This is a genomic window from Gordonia sp. (in: high G+C Gram-positive bacteria), from assembly GCF_047600565.1.
GTDB lineage: Bacteria > Actinomycetota > Actinomycetes > Mycobacteriales > Mycobacteriaceae > Gordonia.
The window spans coordinates 2,613,789-2,631,321 of record NZ_JASGKN010000001.1 but is presented as its reverse complement, the minus strand read 5'-3'; the positions used below and the strand labels follow the sequence as shown (position 1 = coordinate 2,631,321).

17 protein-coding genes and 1 tRNA gene are annotated in these 17,533 nt (G+C 69.2%); 11 read left to right on the top strand and 7 right to left on the bottom strand.

Annotated elements, in window-relative coordinates; translation table 11 throughout:
* Positions 1-35: 35 nt before the first annotated feature.
* Positions 36-1,202, bottom strand: coding sequence for a winged helix DNA-binding domain-containing protein (locus tag QM774_RS12785; protein ID WP_414976234.1), 1,167 nt, complete (start codon positions 1,200-1,202; stop codon positions 36-38).
* Entirely contained in the window at positions 1,199-2,764 is a 1,566-nt protein-coding gene (locus tag QM774_RS12780; RefSeq protein ID WP_414976233.1) for a carboxylesterase/lipase family protein, read from the bottom strand. The genes QM774_RS12785 and QM774_RS12780 overlap by 4 nt, the downstream gene beginning before the upstream one ends.
* A gap of 270 nt (positions 2,765-3,034) precedes the next feature.
* Between QM774_RS12780 and QM774_RS12775 the strand changes: the two genes are divergently transcribed.
* From QM774_RS12775 to QM774_RS12765, 3 genes are all read left to right on the top strand, one after another.
* Entirely contained in the window at positions 3,035-4,261 is a 1,227-nt protein-coding gene (locus QM774_RS12775) for a hypothetical protein (protein WP_414976661.1), read from the top strand.
* Positions 4,258-5,610 carry a lipase family protein gene (locus tag QM774_RS12770; protein WP_414976232.1) on the top strand — a complete coding sequence of 451 codons (1,353 nt, stop codon included), beginning with the start codon at positions 4,258-4,260 and terminating at the stop codon, positions 5,608-5,610. The genes QM774_RS12775 and QM774_RS12770 overlap by 4 nt, the downstream gene beginning before the upstream one ends.
* Positions 5,611-5,760: 150 nt before the next feature.
* A complete protein-coding gene (locus QM774_RS12765; protein WP_414976231.1) occupies positions 5,761-6,222 on the top strand; it encodes a GyrI-like domain-containing protein in 462 nt (153 codons plus the stop codon).
* A 62-nt stretch (positions 6,223-6,284) separates the two neighbouring features.
* Here QM774_RS12765 and QM774_RS12760 read toward each other — a convergent pair.
* Positions 6,285-6,356 (bottom strand) — tRNA-Thr (locus QM774_RS12760).
* A 6-nt stretch (positions 6,357-6,362) separates the two neighbouring features.
* Between QM774_RS12760 and QM774_RS12755 the strand changes: the two genes are divergently transcribed.
* The 5 genes from QM774_RS12755 to otsB are packed head-to-tail and all read left to right on the top strand — an operon-like array spanning position 6,363 to position 11,090.
* Positions 6,363-7,772, top strand: coding sequence for a threonine/serine ThrE exporter family protein (locus QM774_RS12755; protein ID WP_414976230.1), 1,410 nt, complete (start codon positions 6,363-6,365; stop codon positions 7,770-7,772).
* 41 nt (positions 7,773-7,813) lie between these two features.
* A complete protein-coding gene (locus tag QM774_RS12750; RefSeq protein ID WP_414976229.1) occupies positions 7,814-8,599 on the top strand; it encodes a MerR family transcriptional regulator in 786 nt (261 codons plus the stop codon).
* Positions 8,600-8,625: 26 nt separating this feature from the next.
* The gene (locus QM774_RS12745; protein WP_414976228.1) at positions 8,626-8,814 is read left to right on the top strand and encodes a hypothetical protein; all 189 of its coding nucleotides are present in this window, start codon (positions 8,626-8,628) and stop codon (positions 8,812-8,814) included.
* A gap of 21 nt (positions 8,815-8,835) precedes the next feature.
* The gene (locus QM774_RS12740; RefSeq protein WP_414976227.1) at positions 8,836-10,311 is read left to right on the top strand and encodes an alpha,alpha-trehalose-phosphate synthase (UDP-forming); all 1,476 of its coding nucleotides are present in this window, start codon (positions 8,836-8,838) and stop codon (positions 10,309-10,311) included.
* Entirely contained in the window at positions 10,308-11,090 is a 783-nt protein-coding gene (gene otsB, locus QM774_RS12735; RefSeq protein WP_414976226.1) for a trehalose-phosphatase, read from the top strand. The genes QM774_RS12740 and otsB overlap by 4 nt, the downstream gene beginning before the upstream one ends.
* Before the next feature lie 10 nt (positions 11,091-11,100).
* Here the strand turns inward: otsB and QM774_RS12730 are convergent, their stop codons facing one another.
* Positions 11,101-12,234 carry an ROK family protein gene (locus tag QM774_RS12730; protein WP_414976225.1) on the bottom strand — a complete coding sequence of 378 codons (1,134 nt, stop codon included), beginning with the start codon at positions 12,232-12,234 and terminating at the stop codon, positions 11,101-11,103.
* A 155-nt stretch (positions 12,235-12,389) separates the two neighbouring features.
* On the opposite strand from QM774_RS12730, the gene QM774_RS12725 reads away from it, so the two are divergent.
* Positions 12,390-13,136, top strand: coding sequence for an SDR family oxidoreductase (locus QM774_RS12725; RefSeq protein ID WP_414976224.1), 747 nt, complete (start codon positions 12,390-12,392; stop codon positions 13,134-13,136).
* 183 nt (positions 13,137-13,319) lie between these two features.
* Positions 13,320-13,871 (top strand): RNA polymerase sigma factor SigM, encoded by a 552-nt coding sequence (gene sigM, locus QM774_RS12720; RefSeq protein WP_414976223.1) that lies wholly within the window; start codon positions 13,320-13,322, stop codon positions 13,869-13,871.
* A gap of 150 nt (positions 13,872-14,021) precedes the next feature.
* On the opposite strand, the gene QM774_RS12715 is transcribed toward sigM, so the two are convergent.
* The gene (locus QM774_RS12715) at positions 14,022-14,717 is read right to left on the bottom strand and encodes a S1 family peptidase (RefSeq protein WP_414976222.1); all 696 of its coding nucleotides are present in this window, start codon (positions 14,715-14,717) and stop codon (positions 14,022-14,024) included.
* Between the two features lie 125 nt (positions 14,718-14,842).
* Positions 14,843-15,517 carry a deoxyribose-phosphate aldolase gene (gene deoC / locus QM774_RS12710; RefSeq protein WP_414976221.1) on the bottom strand — a complete coding sequence of 225 codons (675 nt, stop codon included), beginning with the start codon at positions 15,515-15,517 and terminating at the stop codon, positions 14,843-14,845.
* Positions 15,518-15,544: 27 nt separating this feature from the next.
* Here deoC and purU point away from each other — a divergent pair, with 27 nt between their 5' ends.
* Positions 15,545-16,441, top strand: coding sequence for a formyltetrahydrofolate deformylase (gene purU / locus QM774_RS12705; protein ID WP_414976220.1), 897 nt, complete (start codon positions 15,545-15,547; stop codon positions 16,439-16,441).
* Between the two features lie 5 nt (positions 16,442-16,446).
* Here the strand turns inward: purU and QM774_RS12700 are convergent, their stop codons facing one another.
* Positions 16,447-17,529 carry an LmeA family phospholipid-binding protein gene (locus QM774_RS12700; protein ID WP_414976219.1) on the bottom strand — a complete coding sequence of 361 codons (1,083 nt, stop codon included), beginning with the start codon at positions 17,527-17,529 and terminating at the stop codon, positions 16,447-16,449.
* Positions 17,530-17,533 lie beyond the last annotated feature (4 nt).

The window sequence follows — 17,533 nt, the reverse complement described above, 5'->3', positions numbered from 1 at the left end:
AGTTTTCCTGGGAGCTCCCTGTGAGTGACCCGCGGTCACCGATGGCGTTTCATCAGGGGCGACGGGTAGCCGGCGATCGGACGGTCGTCGCCCAGCCATTCCGCGAGTTCGCCGGCGCAGGCGTCGAGCGCCGCCCCGGCGCCGGCGGGCAGGTCTTCGAGCGGGACGACCACGATCCTGCCGTCGCCGTCCTGATGCCAGCCGCCGACGATCCGGCCGTCCCACCAGGCGGTCTGTCCACCGTTGCCGTTGCGGTCGAAGAGGTGCGGGGCGTGGTCGCCGAGATAGAAGCCGCGTTCCTTGTAGCCCATGGTCGCCGGATCGAGTTCGGGGAGCAGCGCGGCGCGCGGCTCCGGTGGTTCGACGTCGTCGAGGTCGTCGGGCATCAGGTAGCCGATGTCACCGGAGTCGAGGGACACGTCGACGGCGCCGAGTGCGGTGAGGGCGGTGCGGACGGCGGCGCGGGTGGAGCCGAGCCACCAGACGAGGTCGGTTTCGGTGCCGGGACCGTAGCTGCGCAGCCAGTGTTCGATGAGCACGCGATGCCCTTCACCGGGGTCGACCGCCCGGAGGTCCTCGCCCAGCCACGAGGTCATGGTCGTCCACAGTGGCCGGGAACGCCGCCAGTCCGCTTCGTTGTGTCCGCGCACGATCACTCCGCGCGCCGACAGGTGGTTGAGGATGCGCGGCAGCATGGGACTCGGTCCGCCGTACGACTTGCCGGGCGACACGATCACCGAGATGTCCAGGTCGCCGAGTTCGGCGCGCACCTGCGCAGCGGCCAGTTCCCGTCCGCCCAGCAGGTCGACGACGGCGGCGCAGGCGTCGTCGATCCAGCGTTCCGGGTCGGCGACCGACCCGTCCTGGCGGAGCAGCCGCAGCATGTTGGTGCGTTCGGACGCACCGACCCGCTCCCCGACGGCACCGACGGCCGCGGCCAGCAGCGGGCGGGTGAGGACGAACAGGGTGCGGCGCATGCACAGCTGTTTGATCAGGGTGCGGTCGTCGTAGAGCGCCTGCTCCACCCGCTCGGGCCGGAGCGCGGCGTTGCGCGCCCGCACCGACAGGTGGACGGTCGACGCGGTGGTGGCGTGCAGTCCCACAGCGGTTCGCGTGATCGACTCCGGGCCGGCATCGGCGACATCGGTGAACTGACGCCGCAGGAGCCGTGCACGACGCCGGTCGTCGCCGACGTGCCTCATCCGAAGCTCAACGCGTCGTCGCCCCACGCGCGCAGCCGGTTGCGGTCGAGGCCGGTCACCTCGGTGTCTTCGGCGCCGATCAGCAGCGAATGCTGGTCGGCACCGGTGTACGGATCCCAGTAGGCGGTGGACTCGGTGGAGACCGGATTGCCGTGGTTCGCGTAGTTGAGCCAGCGCTGCTGCATCCGGCGGCTCACCTTCTCGCCGGTCTTGCGGCCACCGAGCCGGTAGCTGATGTCGACTTTGCTCGACGATGGGTTGCCCCAGACGTAGGTCAGTTCGGTCGCGTGGGTGGCGCCGATGCCGAGTACCCGGAACAGCGGGGTCGCCCAGTCGAACCGGTACAGATGCACCGGTGCGCGATGACAGTGGGCCTCGGCGATCCAGATCGCCGGCATCCGGAATCCGAGATCGCGGGAGACGCGCATGCTCTTGCGGCCACCTTTGGCGTAGGCGGTCTCGAGCACGTCGCCGGCGTCCGGGATGGCCAGGTCGGGCCGCTCCTGTGCGATGAACTCGAACATGGCGTCGACCTGTTCCTGGGTGACCGGCATGAGCGGTGTCTCCATCCACCGGAACATGGACGTCTCGTCACGGTTGGTGCCGATCATCAGCGGGACATCCAGGGCGTCGCCGGACCGGATGGCCTCCACCGGGTGCCGGGGGATCAGGTCGTCGTCGATGAACGGCGCGAACGCGATGGTGCCCGGATAGTCGCTGGGCACGGTGTCGAAGACCCGGGTGCCGGCCATGATGAGGGCGCCGACCGGGGCCCGGCGCAGACTGCTGGCCGGGGCGCGGTCGACGGGGCCGAGCTCGTCGAGGACCAGTCGGGCGTACCGGGCGGCCCGCTCGCTGTCGTAGACGCTCGTCGCGGGGGAGCTCTGCGCGATGGCACGGCAGAAGAGACCTTCGGCTGCCGGCATGGCCATCAGCGTGGTCACGATGCCCCCGCCCGCCGATTCGCCGAAGATCGTCACGTTCGACGGGTCACCGCCGAATCGTTCGATGTTCTGGTGCACCCAGTGCAGCGCCTGCAGACAGTCCGACATGCCGCAGTTCGCGTCGTACTGTTCGGCCCCCGATCCCATCGACGAGAAGTCGCTGAAGCCGAAGACGCCCATCCGGTAGTTGACGGTGACGATGATCGTCGGGATGCCGTCGTCCACCGAGGTGCGGACGAGGGAGGTGCCGTCGTACAGGGGCTGGGAGCCGGAACCGGCGATGTATGCACCGCCGTGGAACCACACCATCACCGCGCAGTGGTCGCCGCGCTCGGCGGCGCCCGGCGGCGCCCAGACGTTGAGGTAGAGGCAGTCTTCGCTCTGACGGGTGGCCGTGCCCAGGTCGATCACCGGCATTCCCGGCTGCGGGCAGACCGCGCCGAACCGGGTGGCGTCGGCCGGTTCGGTCCACGGGTGCGGTTCCCGCGCGTGCCGGAACCGGAGGTCGCCGGTGGGCGGTGCGGCGTACCGGAGGCCCAGCCAGACATCGGCTTCTCCGGCGTATTTGCCCCGGACCGGGCCGTTGGTGGTCTCGACGGTCAGCCGATCGTTGCTCACGCGTCAAGTGTGCCCCAGCAGTCCCGTTCTCGGCAGAGTGTGCGGCCGTCACCACCTGCGGAAACTGACACCAGCCGGTGTCAATCAGTGGTCCAGCTCACCGAAATCGCGTTTCGAGACACTTCGCACTCAGGTCACTCTCAGCTACCGGATGTGATCGGCCACATGTTTAGCTGTCGCGGTTTGGACGGATCCTGCGATCTGTCTCATCAGGAAAGGACAGCCCCCTTGCCCCGCACCTCCCGCCGCGGACTCCTCCGCGCCGCCGCGATGGCCGTGGTCGCCACCCTGGCGTTCACCGGCGCCACCGCCACCGCCCAGCCGGCCCGGGCCGCAGGCCCGCTCGAGCAGTACCTCGGTCTCCCGCTGACCAACCGCGATGCGGCCCACGGACCCGGCGGCGTCAACCCGAAGCTGCCCACCGACAAGGCCACCCTGCGCACCCTGGTGAACCAGGCCCGCGAACGCGGTCTGGCGCCGTCCACGTACCAGGCCCTGCTGTTCCAGTACTGGCTCGTCGAGGCGACCACCACCGCCGGAATCGACCTCAAGACGTGGAACCCGCGCGCCGGCGTCACCGCCAACCGCTCGAACCTCATCAAGTCGTACCGCATGTACGAGAACCTTCAGCTCGATCACCGGGAGCTGCAGTGGGCCGGTATGGCCGGCATGGTGGGCGCCGACTTCGGCGGCGGCCTCGAAGACTTCGAGCTGGCCACCAACATCTACGACTTCGCCCGGCTCCAGCCGATCGCCAACGCCATCGTCAGCGAGACCAACCGCACCCTCGGCCCGGTCTTCGTGAACAAGCTGCCTTCCGGCCTGCGCGCGCTGGCCCGCGTCGGCGCGGTCATCTCGGCCGCCGACCTGCGCCACATCCAGGCCGACATCCTGGTGATGCAGAAGAACATCTTCAGCGACCTGATGCCGCTGCACTTCGCCTACGTTCGCGGCGGACTGCCCGCCGTCGCCGAGATGCACCAGGCCGGCATCGCCGACGACGAGATCATGACCGCCTGGGAGCAGATCGCCTCCGGCCGGCCCGCACTCGTGGCCGCCGGCAACGCCCGCCTGCTCAAGCGTGAGCAGGGCGAGGTCATCAAGGATCAGTGGGACGCCGTCCGCCACTACAAGGGCGACGTCGGCGAGGCCATGACCTACGCGACCACCCTGGCCGGCTCCCCGTCGGTGGCCGGCGTGGTTCCGCCGCGCTCCTTCCATTCGCTGCAGGTCTCCGACCGTCTGCCCGACGGCCGCACCGCGACCCTCACCCTGCCGCTGCCGACCTGGAACTGGTCGGTGTACCCGGAACGCTGGGACTACATCATCTCCCAGCTGCTGCCCAAGTACGCCAACCTGGTCAACAACAAGTGGTCGACGCTCCAGGCGCAGCTGCGCGTCCCCTACGAGCAGCAGTTCGAGTCCCACCGTCCGCTGTGGAACATCGCCCCGACCCTCCAGTCCGCCCTCGACACGATGAAGGTGACGATCAAATGAAACGACTCCTGACCCGCGCGGCCACCGCTGCCGCCGCCCTCGCCGTGACCGTCGCCGGGGTGAGCGTCGTCGACGCCGCCGCCGGCGCCTCCCCGGCACCCAACCGCACCCCGGGCCTGAACGAGATCTTCAACGGCTACGTGATCAGCACCCTCCGGGACGGCCGGGTCGGCAGCCCGGAGGAGATCCTCAAGCCGATGCTTCCGGGCGACCCGTTCTATCGCGAGCCGCGACTGAAGCCGTCCGACAAGCCGGGCACGCTGCTCAAGGCGCAGAAGGTGGCCGTTCAGTTCATGGGCGTGCAGCCGGCGCACCTGGACGCGTGGAAGACGATGTTCGTCACCACCGACCTGAAGGGGAACCGGGACATCAGCACCGGGATCATCATGATCCCGCGCGACGGCGAGAAGAACTCCGAACGCAAGGTCCTGGGCTACCAGATGGCCAACGACAGCGTCGGCGCATACTGCCACCCGTCGTCCATGTGGCCCGGCGGCGACCAGATCGACGGCGCGCTGTGGTCGGCGCTGGGCCCGCTGGCCCTGCTGTTCGAGCGCGGCTACGCGATCGTCATGTCCGACGTGGGCAACAGCGGCGACCCGAAGCCGCACGGCGTGTTCGCCGGCAAGTACAACGGCATGACGACGCTCGACGGTCTGCGTGCCGCCATGAGCTTCGACAAGGCGGGCCTGTCCCGGGACGCCTCGGTGGGGCTGTTCGGTATCGCCGGCGGCGGCGTCGGCACCGGCTTCGCCTCCCAGCTGGCCGCCGACTACGCACCGGAGCTGAAGATCAAGGCCTCCGTTCTGGAGGGCATGGTCCCCAACTACAAGAACTTCATCCGGACCACCGACGGCTCGGTCGGTTCGGCGTTCGCCCTGGCCACCATCCTCGGCCTGGAGCCGCACTACCCGGAGATGCAGGTCGACAAGCACCTCAACCCGGCCGGCAAGGCGATCGCCGACGTCTACCGCACCCAGTGCCAGTCGCCGGCGTACTTCACGCTGCCGTTCGTGCCGATGCGCACCCTGTTCAACGGGCAGAACCCGGCGGACATCCCGGCGTTCCAGCGCGCCTACCGGGAGAACATCCTGGGCCGGGACGGCTTCCCGCCGGCCGGCAGCCGCACCCTGGTGGCGTCGTGCGCGGCCGACGACTCCCCGATGTCGCTGGTACCGGCCGCCGACTCGCGCAAGCTGGTCCGCGACTGGCGCTCGAAAGGCGCGACCGTCGACTACCAGCCGACCGACTGCAGCATGGTCCACATGCTGACGGATCTCTACGGCTGGGGCACCGACCTGTTCGGCATGGAGACGATCGACTGGCTCGACAAGACGATGAAGGGCTGACCGAGGTCTCGCTTCGACAAGCTCGACGAGGTCACGCTCCTTGAGCCCTTCGACTTCGTGTCGTCGCAGGCTCCGCCACGAGCTCAGGAACCACCTGTCGAAAGGAGCAAGGCGCGCCGCTCACGCGGCGCGCCTTGCTACGTTTCACCCATGACTCCGCTGATCCTGCAGGACGCCCCGTTCACCACCCCGACCGACGTGACGCTGCCCGACGGTGTGGTCACCGTCGTCCACCGCGCCGACCAGATCACGATGGATCAGATCCACGAGGTCTTCGACAACGGCTATTCGACGCTGGCGCAGGCCGGTCCGATCGGCCCGGGTTACGCGATCTATTCGACGGTGCCGACCTACACCTTCGATCTGGAGATCGGCTTCCCGGTGACGGCGGTGCCGGACGGGTTCACCGCCGGCACCTTTCCGTCCGGCCGGGCGCTGGCATTGAGCCATCTCGGCCCGTTCGACGGTCTCGGCGACACCTGGAACACCTTGTTCGCCGCCTTCGAGAAGAAGGCTGCCGGCAGTGCGGGCCGGATCATCGAGGTCTATGTGACCGATCCGTCGCAGACCGACGCCAAGGACCTCCGGACCGACCTGTTCGTCGTCTACTGACGGCGGGCCGGCCGGTGGGCGGCCGGCGATATGCTGGCCGGGAGACGATCCCGGCGCGTGAGAGCCCCCTGTCGGGATTGAACCGACGACCTTCGCTTTACAAGAGCGGTGCTCTACCACTGAGCTAAGGAGGCGAGTGCGTGCGTGAGTATATCCGGCGGAACACTCGCCGACTTCTGGGCGGGCGCCAGGCCACCATCGACACCATCGAGCCGGGCAGCATCGCGGTCACTCCGCGCAAGCCGATCGACCTGTACGACGAGGCCGCGATCACCGAGGTGATCGATCTGGCGGCGCGGATCGGCGCGCTGCTGCTCGACTCGGGTACCGGCGCGATCGACACCCGCGACCAGGTGGCTTTCGTCGCCAACATGTACGGCCTGCACGACGTGGACGTCGACGTCACCTTCAACACGATTCTGGTGTGCGCGCGGCGTGGCAGCGTGCTGCCGCCGATCACCGCGGCCCGCACCGTGCATCACCGGTCGCACGACTTCACGCGACTGGCGCAGACCGACCGCCTGGTCCGCCGGATCCGGCAGCTGGCGATCTCCCCGGCCACGGCGCACCGCCTGGTGGACGACATCGCCCGTGCACCGCACCCGTACCCGTACTGGGTGGCGACCATCGGCTGGGGTTTCCTGGCCTTCGGCATCGCCGTCTACCTGGGCGGCACACTGCTGGTGGCGTCGACGGCGCTGGTGACGGCGGCCGCGCTGGTGTCGGTGAACCGTTGGCTGGCCCGGCGCCGGGTGCCGATGTTCTTTCAGCAGATCGTCGGCGGCTTTCTGGCGGTCATGCCGGCCGCGTTGCTGAACTGGTTGCTGCACGACGTCGACTTCTCGCCGTCGCAGATCATCGCTGCCGGGATCGTCGTGCTGATGGCCGGACTGACTCTGGTCGGCTCGGTGCAGGACGCCATCACCGGAGCACCGATCACGTCGATGGCCCGATTCACCGAGGTGCTGGTGATGACCGGCGGCGTGTTGATCGGTGTCGCCGTCGCGATCCGGTTCCTCGGCCTGTTCGGAATCTATCTGCCGGAGCTCACGACGGTCGCCCCGTTCGGGGCCGGCAGCCTTCCGGCACGCATCACCGGCGGAGCGATCGCGGCCCTGGCGTTCGCCCTGGGCTCGTATGCGGAGCGTCGTGCGTTGCCGGCGGCGTTCCTGGCCGGTGCGATCGGCGCCGGGGTGGCGGCGTCGCTCAGCATCTGGGTGATGGGTCCGGTGTTCTCGTGCGCGGTGGCGGCCGTCGTCGTCGGTCTGGTCGGCGGTGTGGCGGCCCGCCGCGCGGTGACGCCGCCGCTGATCATCGCGATCGCCGGCATCACCCCGCTGATGCCGGGTTCGGCGATCTATCGCGGCATGTACGGGTTGCTGAACGGGGAGATCGGCGCCGGATCGGCGGAGATGGCGACCGCCTTGGCGATCAGCATCGCTCTGGCCGGCGGCGTGACGCTCGGCGAGTTCTTCGCCCGCACTCTGCACCGCCCGCGACTGCCGCGCAGGCTGCGTCCGGAACGGCATTCGCGGCGGATCACCGGTTAGGGCTTGACCCTCCCGCGACGTGAGGCCCCAGCATGGTTCGCATGACGACAGACGGCGGCAAGGATCCGCGCTGGACGGTCGGTCGGCTCGCCGAGCTGACCGGGGTGACGGTCCGGACCCTGCACCACTACGACGAGATCGGGTTGCTCGTTCCGAGTGACCGTTCGCCGTCCGGGTACCGCGAGTACTCGGCGGCCGATCTGGAGCGACTGCAGCAGATCGTGGTGTACCGCCGCCTGGAGTTCGGGCTCGACGAGATCGCCGATCTGCTCGACTCCCCCACGTCACCGGTGGAACATCTCCGCCGGCAACGCGAGGTCGTCATGTCCCGAGTCGGCGAGCTCACCGAGCTCGTCGGCGCCATCGACAAGGCATTGGAGAGAGAGATGACCAACCAGCCGGCCACCGACGCGGAGATCCGTGAGATCTTCGGCGAAGGCTACAGCGACGAATATCAGGCCGAAGCCCAGGATCGTTGGGGTGACACCGACGCGTGGAAGCAGTCCGCAGCCCGCACGTCGACGTACTCGAAGGACGACTGGGCCCGGATCAAGCAGGAGATGGACGCGATCAACCAGGGGTTCGTCGACGCGAAGCGGGCCGGTCTGCCCGCCGACGGCACCGAGGCGATGGATGCGGCCGAGGCGGCGCGGCAGCACATCGATTCCGCGTTCTACGACTGCCCGCCGTCGTTCCACCGGAACCTCGGCGAGATGTACGTCGCCGACCCGCGTTTCGCGGCGACCTACAACGACCTGGAGCCGGGTCTGGCCCAGTACGTCCGCGATGCGATCCACGCGAACGCCGACCGCCAGGAAGGCTCCTGACCGGCACCGGAGTCGGTGGGAGGCATGTGTCCGAGGTAGAATCGGACACATGCCTGCCCAAGACGACTGACATCGCCGACGACGTAGAGCTGGAGCCGGTGGCGGACGAGACCGCCAACTCGGCACGCCGCGTCGTGGCCGCGTTCTCCGAAGATCCCGACGAGTGCCGCATGTTCCTGTCCATGCTGGGTATCTCCCCGGACGAGACCGACTGACGCGAAGAACCGACTGACTCGATGGGTGACGTTCCGCGCGGTGAAGCCGACTTCGTCGTCGTAGCGAACCGTCTGCCCGTCAACAAGACCGTCGCCGCGGACGGCACCGTCTCCTGGACGCGCGCCCCCGGCGGTCTGGTCACCGCTCTCGCTCCGGTCTTCGAGAATCGACCCGGCGGCGGGAGCGAAGCGAGCGGGCCGAATCGAACCGGCGCGTGGGTCGGCTGGACGGGCGGCTCCGATCCGGACGACGAGCCGCACGTCGACGGCATCGACGTCCGCGCGGTCCCGCTGACCGCCGACGAGATCGCCGACTACTACGAGGGCTTCTCGAACTCCACCCTCTGGCCGCTGTATCACGACGGCCTGGTCAAACCGGAGTACCGCCATGACTGGTGGGACAGCTATGTCGCGGTGAACCGTAAGTTCGCGCGGGCCGCGGCCGAGGCCGCCGCCGAGGGTGCGGCCGTCTGGGTGCAGGACTACCAGTTGCAGCTGGTACCGGCCATGCTCCGCGAGCTGCGGCCGGACGTGAAGATCGGCTTCTTTCTGCACATCCCGTTCCCGCCGTATGAGCTGTTCAGTCAGCTCCCGTGGCGGCGGGAGATCCTCGAGGGGCTGCTCGGCGCCGACCTGGTCGGATTCCATCTGCCGGGTGGCGCCCAGAACTTCCTGACGCTGTCGCGGCGGATCCTGGGTGCCGACGCCTCCCGCGACGACGTCGGGGTGCGCGAGGACTTCGGCACGGTGACGCTGCCCGGCCGGACCGTGACGGTCGGCGCGTTCCCCATCTCCATCGACTCCGCCGGTGTCGCGGCGCAGGCGGCCCACCCGGCCGTGGTGGCACGGGCCGCCGAGATCCGCGCCGAGCTCGGCGACCCGAAGACACTGCTGTTGGGTGTGGACCGCCTCGACTACACCAAAGGCATCGACGTGCGGATCGAGGCGCTGGAGCGGCTGTTCGCCGACGGCCGGCTGGATCCGTCGCAGACGGTGTTCGTGCAGTTGGCGAGCCCGAGCCGGGAGAACGTCGAAAGTTACGCCGCGCTGCGCGACGCCGTAGAGCGTACCGTCGCGCATGTGAACGGCACGTACGGAACCGTCGACGCGCCCCCGGTGCGCTACCTGCTCAAGGGGGTGCCGCGGGACGAGCTGCTCGCCTACTTCCGCGCCGCCGACGCCGCCCTGGTGACGCCGTTGCGCGACGGCATGAATCTGGTGACCAAGGAGTACGTGGCCTGTCGTGACGATCTCGGCGGCGCACTGGTGCTCAGCGAGTTCACCGGCGCCGCGATGGAACTCTGCGACAGCTACCTGCTCAATCCGTACGACCACGCATCGATCGACGACGCGATCGTCGCCGCGGTCACCGACGACGACGCCGAACGCCGCCGCCGGATGTCCGCGCTGCGCGACCAGGTGATGCACAACGACGTCGACCAGTGGGCGACCAGCTTCCTGGACACCCTCGCGGCCACCCCGGCGGCACGGCCGTGAGCGGGCGCGGGATCGGCGACGATCTGCGCCGCGCTCTCGAGGACTTCTGCGGCCTGGACAAGGTGGTGGTGGCCTCCGACTACGACGGCTGCGTGGCACCGATCCAGCCGAAGCCCGAGATGGCGGTCCCGAACCCGGCGGCACTCGGGTCGTTGAACCGGATCGCCGGACTGCCGGACACCCGGGTCGCGATGGTGTCCGGGCGGGCGCGGGACAACCTGGCCGAGATCTCCGGGGCCGGCGACCCGCTGGTGCTGATCGGCAGTCACGGCGCGGAATGGGCGGCCGGCTTCTCCGATCCCCTCACCGCCGACCAGCGCGATCTGCTGGCCCGGATCATCGACGAGTTCGGGTCGATCTCCGAACGGTTCGCCGGCACCAGCGTCGAAGTGAAGCCGGCGTCGACCACACTGCACGTCCGCAACGCGACCCGCGACGACGCCGACGCCGCACTCGTCCTGGCCGAGACCGGTCCGGCGACCTGGCCGGGCGTCGAAGTCACCAAAGGCAAGGCGGTGATCGAGCTGGCCGTCATCGAGACCAGCAAAGGTCACGCTCTGGACCGGTTGCGTCGCGCGTTCGACGCCGACGCCGTCCTCTACCTGGGTGACGACGTCACCGACGAGAAGGCGTTCGCCCACCTGAACCGCCGCGATGCGGGGGGCCGGGACGTCGGCATCAAGGTGGGTTCGGGACACACGGTCGCCGAGTTCCGGGTCGACGACTGCGACGATGTCGCCGCGGTCCTCGACTTCGTCGCGACTCACCGCGCCTCCTGACGGCCCGCCGTCAGGCCCCGGCCACGACCCCCAGCGGGTCGGCGTACACCGCCGACAGGGCGACGGCCACCGGCGCGGTCTCGGGAACCCGGACGCCGTAGCGGGTCGGTGTGATCTCCAGCGGCCACGCGGTGGTGCTGGCGGCATCGAAGGCGGCCTGCACCGGTGCCAGTCCCTGCGGGTGCGCCGCGAACGCGTCACCGGCCACGATCACCGAATCCGGATCGAGGACGTCGCGCAGGACGGCGACCGCGTCACCGAGGACCCGGGCCCGTGCGTCGGCGAGCACTCCCGCATCGTCGCCGACACCGAGCCGGGCGGCCGCGGCCTTGAGGGCGGCGGTACCGATCACCGACTGGAGCGGGGCGATCGGCGCGACGTCGAGCGGCCCGGGGGCCACGGGCAGTCCGGCGACCGAACCGGCACCGCGGCCCGGCTGGAACACCTCGCCGGCGATGATGAGCGCCATGCCGACGGTTTCGCGGGCATAGAAGAACAGGACGGTGTCGTCGGAGACCATCTGTCCGCCGAGCAGGACTTCGGCGGCCGCCATGGCCTGGACGTGTTCGGCGACCGACACGGGCACGCCGAGTGCGTCGTGCAGTCGCTGCCCGAGGGGCAGCTGCTTCCAGCCGAGGATCGGGTGGTCCACGACGCCGGTGTCGGCGTCGACGGCGCCGCCGAGTGCGGCACCCGCCCACAGCACCCGGCGGCCGGAGAAGCGAGCGGCGAGTTCGGCGAGCTGTTCGCAGAGCCGGGCGACGGCCTCGTCGGGGTCGGCACCGGAGAACTCCTGGGTGCGGATGGCGTGGCTGTAGAGGGTGCGTCCGCCCAGGTCGGCGATGACGAGCGCGGTGCGTCGTGCGCCGACGTGCATGCCGGCGACGCAGTACTGGTCGCGGTCGAGGGTGAGGGGGATCTTGGGCCGGCCGACACCGCCGCCGTCGACGAGGTCGGGGCGTTCGTCGATGAGTCCGGCGTCGGCCAGCGCGGTGATCTGGCGGTTGACGGTGGCCGCCGAGAGCCCGGTGTTGGCGGTGATCGTGTCGCGGGCCGCCGGTCCGCCGACCCGGACGGCATTCAGGACCAGGCAGGCCGGCGCGGTGCCCACGCGCAGTTTCGCGGCGACGACCCCAGACGGCATGGCGTCGAATGTAGCCGAACACCCGCCGTCCCGTTCACTACTGGGCCGTATACGGACCGTTGCCGGGCCACACCGGCCGACCGGACCCCATACGGCCCAGTAGTGCGGCAGCGGTGCGGCGGTAGTGCGGCAGAGCGCCGCCCTAGACTGGTGTCATGACGACCCAGGATTCCGGCAAAGTCGCAGTGGTGACCGGCGCGAGTTCGGGGATCGGGGCCGCGACGGCCCGGGCCCTCGCCGCGGACGGCTATCAGGTGGTGATCGGCGCGCGCCGCACCGATCGCATCGACGACCTCGCGACGGAGATCGGCGGTCGCGCCATGTACCTGGACGTGACCGATCCGGCGTCCGTGGAGCGGTTCGCCGCGACCGTGGACCGCGTCGACGTGCTGGTCAACAATGCGGGCGGCGCCAAAGGGCTGGCACCGGTGTCCGAAGCGGACCTGGACGACTGGCGCTGGATGTGGGAGACGAACGTCGTCGGCACGCTGCGGATGACGAAGGCTCTGCTGCCGGCGCTGATCGCGTCCGGTGACGGTCTGATCGTGACGGTCACGTCGATCGCCGCCCTGGACGTGTACGACGGCGGTGCCGGATACACCTCGGCCAAGCATGCGCAGAGCGTGCTGCACCGCACCCTGCGCGGCGAGCTGGTGGGCGAACCGGTCCGCCTCACCGAGGTGTGCCCGGGCATGGTCGAGACCGAGTTCTCGTTGGTGCGTTTCGACGGCGACGCCGAGCGCGCCGACAAGGTGTACGAGGGTCTGACCCCGTTGGTCGCCGAGGACATCGCCGACATCATCTCGTTCGCCGCTTCCCGGCCGGCGCACGTGAACCTGGACCGGATCGTCGTGAAGCCGCGCGACCAGGTGGACGCCCGCCGCAACATTCGCACCAGATAGCGCTAATCTGGGGTTTCACCGTGTCACAACGGTGCACACCGCAGTGTGCATCTGCGTGATCGGCGGCGGGCCAGTCAACGTTTCTCTGCACAATTCCGACGTTCATCCACATCCTCCGAAAACACCTGTTCGTCCGTTTTAGGCGTGCCTAATCTTCTCCCCATGAATCGGGGGATTTCAGAGATGACCAGCGACTCGGATCTGTTGACGGCCGGCGCTGCGGGGGACGGATCGGCGTTCGGTGAACTGATCGACCGGCATCAGCGGTACCTGTGGTCGGTGGCGTTGCGGACGAGCGGGGATCCCGACGATGCCGCTGACGGCCTGCAGGATGCGTTGCTGAACATCGTGCGGATGGCGAGAGCCTTCCGGGCGGACGCGACGGTGCAGTGCTGGATGCATCGGATCGTCGTGAACGCCTGTCTGGATCGGCGGCGCCGCCGCAAATGCCATGACGCGGCTCCGCTGCCGGAGCACGACAACACCGCACCGTTGATCGATCGCACGGCGCAGGACTTCACCGACCACGTCGATCTGGAGTTGTCGATCGGCAAGGCGCTCGACGTACTGCCGTCCGCGCAGCGCGACGCGATCATCTACGTCGACGTGCAGGGCCGTTCGGTGCAGGAGGCCGCGGATCTTCTCGGTATCGCGCCGGGCACGGTGAAGAGTCGCTGCAATCGTGGCCGCACCAAGCTCAAGATGGTTCTCGGCCACCTCCGCGACTATGAATAGCGTTCGCCCACACCCCACGTCGGGGGCAGCGTCGCAGCGCGCTTCGGCGACCTGCCCAGAGTGACCGCCGAGACCCTGTGACGACAACGAAGCGCCGCTCCCTTCGCCGTGAGGCGCAGGAAGCGGCGTCGCGTCGAGGTGCGTGGCCGATCAGATCGGGCGGAAGCCTGCTCCGGCGTGACCGTAGCGGGTCAGCGACGCGACGATGTCGGACATCTTGGTCGCGACCATCGGCGTGAACACCGGGATGCCCGGGCTGTAGCAGGGCAGGACCACGCCGGCGACGTCGGTCGCACCGTTGAGCATGGCGACCACCCGGTTGCCGCGGATCACCGGACCGCCCGAGTCACCATGGTTGGCGCAGACGTAGTTGGCCGAGCGGGCGCCGGAGACCTCGAGGACCGGGCCGCAGGTGTAACCGGTGGTGCGGCCCATCTTGCAGACGTTGCCGGTGCGCGGGTAGCGGCCGACACCGACGATGCGGGCCTGACCGACCTGGCGGACCGGCTGGACGCGGGACGGGTCGAGACGGACGACGGCGAAGTCGCCGCTCTTGCTGCGCAGCACGAAGCGGCCGATGATGCCGGCCTTGGGGTTGCGCTCGGAGCGGATGGTCGAGCCGACCTTGCCGCAGTGCGCGGCGGTCAGACCGATCAGCGAGCCGCTGCGGTCGTGGCCGACGGTGGTCATGGTGCAGGCGTACTTGCGGTCGATGATGATGCCGCTGCCACCACCGATCTTGGCCTTGGGCGCGGCGTCGGCTTCGCCGGCGTTCGTCGCGAACGGCGCCAGCACCAGCAGCGCCACACCCAGCAGCGCGAACAGCGCGGCCTTGATCTTCGACATGGATTTCCCTCCGAATAGTCGACCGGTCGTGCCGGTCATGGTTCCGCTACACCCTGTCATAGGCGATCTGTGCGATCCAACGAATCCGGGAAGACGTGTCAGACGACACGGCCGGGTGAAGGGCCCTATTCCGGGAAGCCGTCGAGGACGGCGGCGGAGCCGGAGAGGCCGAGCCGGGAGGCCCCGGCGGCGATGATTTCGGCGGCGAAGTCGGAGGTGCGGATGCCGCCGCTGGCCTTGACCCCGGCGTCGGTGCCGACCGCGTCCCGCATGACGCGGATCGCTTCGACGCTCGCGCCGCCGGCCGGATGGAAACCGGTGGAGGTCTTGACGAAGTCCGCGCCGGCCAGCACCGCACGCTTGCAGACCTCGGTCAAACCGTCCGGGCCGATCGCGTCGAGCAGGACCGCCGATTCCACGATCACCTTCAGCAGGGCGTCACCGCAGCCTTCCCGGACGGTGACGATGTCGGCGAACACCTCGTCGTAGCGCTTGTCGACGGCGGCACCGATGTCGATCACCATGTCGACCTCGTCGGCGCCGGAGTCGACGGCCAGACGCGCCTCGGCGGCCTTCACCAGCGAGTGGTGTTTGCCCGACGGGAAACCGGCCACTACGCACGTCTTCTGCTCTCCGGTGTCGATGGGCAGCATCGACGGCGACAGACAGACCGCGTACACACCCAGCCGGGCCGCCTCGGCGACGGTGGCCTCGACGTCGGCTCGGGTCGCCTCCGGCTTGAGGAGAGTGTGGTCGACGATGGCCGCGACGTCGGCGCGGCGCAGGTTGGTTTCAGTCACGACATCGAGCTTGGCACACTGGTCAGGGTGAGCAGCGCCGACACCACCACCGACGACCCCCGCAGCCTGATCCTCACCCTCGGGTGCCCGGATCGCACGGGCATCGTCGCCGCGATCTCCGGATTCATCACCGAGATCGGCGGCTGGATCACCGAGGCCGCCTACCACTCGGATGAGTCGTCGGGCTGGTTCTTCACCCGGCAGGCGGTGCGCGCCGACTCCGTCGACCTGCCCGTCGACGAGGTCCGCTCCCGCTTCGCGAAGGTGGCGGCCGAGCTGGGCCCGGAGACCCGTTGGCGTCTCACCGACACCGGTGAGGACAAGTCGGTGGTCATCCTCGTCAGCCGTGACAGCCACTGTCTGATCGATCTGCTCGGCCGGGCCGAACGCGGCGAGTTCCCGGGGCGGATCCGCGCCGTCGTCGGCAACCACCCGGATCTGCGGGACCTGACCGAACGCTTCGGGATCCCGTTCCACCACGTGCCCTTCCCCACCGGCGACGCCGCCGCGAAAGCCGATGCGTTCGGGCTGGTCCGCCGGATCGTCGACGGCTACGACCCCGACGCCGTCGTGCTGGCCCGCTTCATGCAGATTCTGCCGCCCGACGTGTGCGAGGCGTGGGCGGGCAGGGCGATCAACATCCACCACAGCTTTCTGCCCAGCTTCGTCGGCGCCCGGCCGTATCACCAGGCCTTCGATCGCGGTGTGAAGCTGATCGGCGCCACCTGCCACTACGTGACCGCAGATCTGGATGCCGGGCCGATCATCGAGCAGGACGTCAGCCGCATCAATCACGAATACAACCCGGCCGACATGGTGCGGCAGGGCCGCGACATCGAGACCCTGGTGCTCTCGCGCGGTGTGCGCTGGCACCTGGAGGACCGGGTGCTGGTCTACGGCCGCAAGACCGTCGTCTTCGCCTGACCTGACTATTTGCAGGCGGTCACGCCGCCGGTCACCTGTGACGCGGCCTGCAGGTTGACGTCGGTGCCGTCGAAGTCGAGCTGGACGCCGGTGTCGGTGACCTTCAGGTTCTGCACCTTGATCTCCTCGAACAGCGGGCCCAGGAAGCCTTGGGACACCTGATCGACGACGCCCTGGGCGAAGTCGTTGGGCAGGCCGATCCCGACCGCGCTGGCTTTCTGCACCTGGAAGGTGACCTTGCCGTCCTTGGCGACCGGCTTGACGACCACCGTCGCGGGAACGTCGACGATCAGGACCGTGTAGTTCGAGTCGATGGTGAGGGTGCCGTCGGCCGCGTTGCCGGTGATCTTGTCGATCTTGGGGGCGCCGTTGTCGCCGTCGGCGCCGGCGGCCGCATCGTCGGCGAGGGTGCTGACCCTGTCGTACGGGATGAAGGCGTTGCCGCTCAGGTGGCCGACGCGCTTGCCGTCGGTGGCGACGTCCTCGGCACGGGTGTGCAGCCGCATCTCGCCGCTCTTGCCGGAGTCGTCGGTGTCGACCTGCACCCACGGCACGTCGCCGGACATCCACGACTGCAGCATGAGGCGCTTGGGCATGGACACATCGGTGGAGACGCCGGTCAGATTCCCGAACGACTTCTGCAGGCAGTTGGTCACGCGGTGACGCAGGTACAGCTCGGTGCCGACACCGCCGATCAGGACCAGCAGCAGGACCGCCGCCGAGACGAGCGCGATGGTGCGGCCGAGATGTCCGCTGCCGGCCGGCTTGGACTTCTTCACGGTGGCGACGGCCGGCTGCGCGGCGGTCGACGGCGGGACGGATCCGGTCGCCGGGCCTGCGGCCGGCGGGATCTGCCCGAAGCCGGTGTTCTCGATGGCGTGCCGATCGTCCGGCGTGAACTCGCGGGTGTGCGGGCGGGTGGGCGGCGTCACCTGCGCGGCGGGTGCCGCCGGGGTGCCGGGGAACTGCGGGACCTCGACCGTGGGATCGGCCGGGACCTGGGCGGTCGGATGCTCGGCCGGGTCGATCCGGTCGGTCGACTCGTCGTGGCCGCCCTCGTCCGGGCGGTCTGCGGTGTTGTCGCTCATCTGC

Coding starts and splice junctions, on each gene's coding strand:
- QM774_RS12785 (WP_414976234.1), bottom strand. CDS start 1,202: ATGAGGCACGTCGGCGACGACCGGCGTCGTGCACGGCTCCTGCGGCGT.
- QM774_RS12775 (WP_414976661.1), top strand. CDS start 3,035: ATGGCCGTGGTCGCCACCCTGGCGTTCACCGGCGCCACCGCCACCGCC.
- QM774_RS12770 (WP_414976232.1), top strand. CDS start 4,258: ATGAAACGACTCCTGACCCGCGCGGCCACCGCTGCCGCCGCCCTCGCC.
- QM774_RS12765 (WP_414976231.1), top strand. CDS start 5,761: ATGACTCCGCTGATCCTGCAGGACGCCCCGTTCACCACCCCGACCGAC.
- QM774_RS12750 (WP_414976229.1), top strand. CDS start 7,814: ATGACGACAGACGGCGGCAAGGATCCGCGCTGGACGGTCGGTCGGCTC.
- QM774_RS12740 (WP_414976227.1), top strand. CDS start 8,836: ATGGGTGACGTTCCGCGCGGTGAAGCCGACTTCGTCGTCGTAGCGAAC.
- QM774_RS12730 (WP_414976225.1), bottom strand. CDS start 12,234: ATGCCGTCTGGGGTCGTCGCCGCGAAACTGCGCGTGGGCACCGCGCCG.
- QM774_RS12725 (WP_414976224.1), top strand. CDS start 12,390: ATGACGACCCAGGATTCCGGCAAAGTCGCAGTGGTGACCGGCGCGAGT.
- sigM (WP_414976223.1), top strand. CDS start 13,320: ATGACCAGCGACTCGGATCTGTTGACGGCCGGCGCTGCGGGGGACGGA.
- QM774_RS12715 (WP_414976222.1), bottom strand. CDS start 14,717: ATGTCGAAGATCAAGGCCGCGCTGTTCGCGCTGCTGGGTGTGGCGCTG.
- QM774_RS12700 (WP_414976219.1), bottom strand. CDS start 17,529: ATGAGCGACAACACCGCAGACCGCCCGGACGAGGGCGGCCACGACGAG.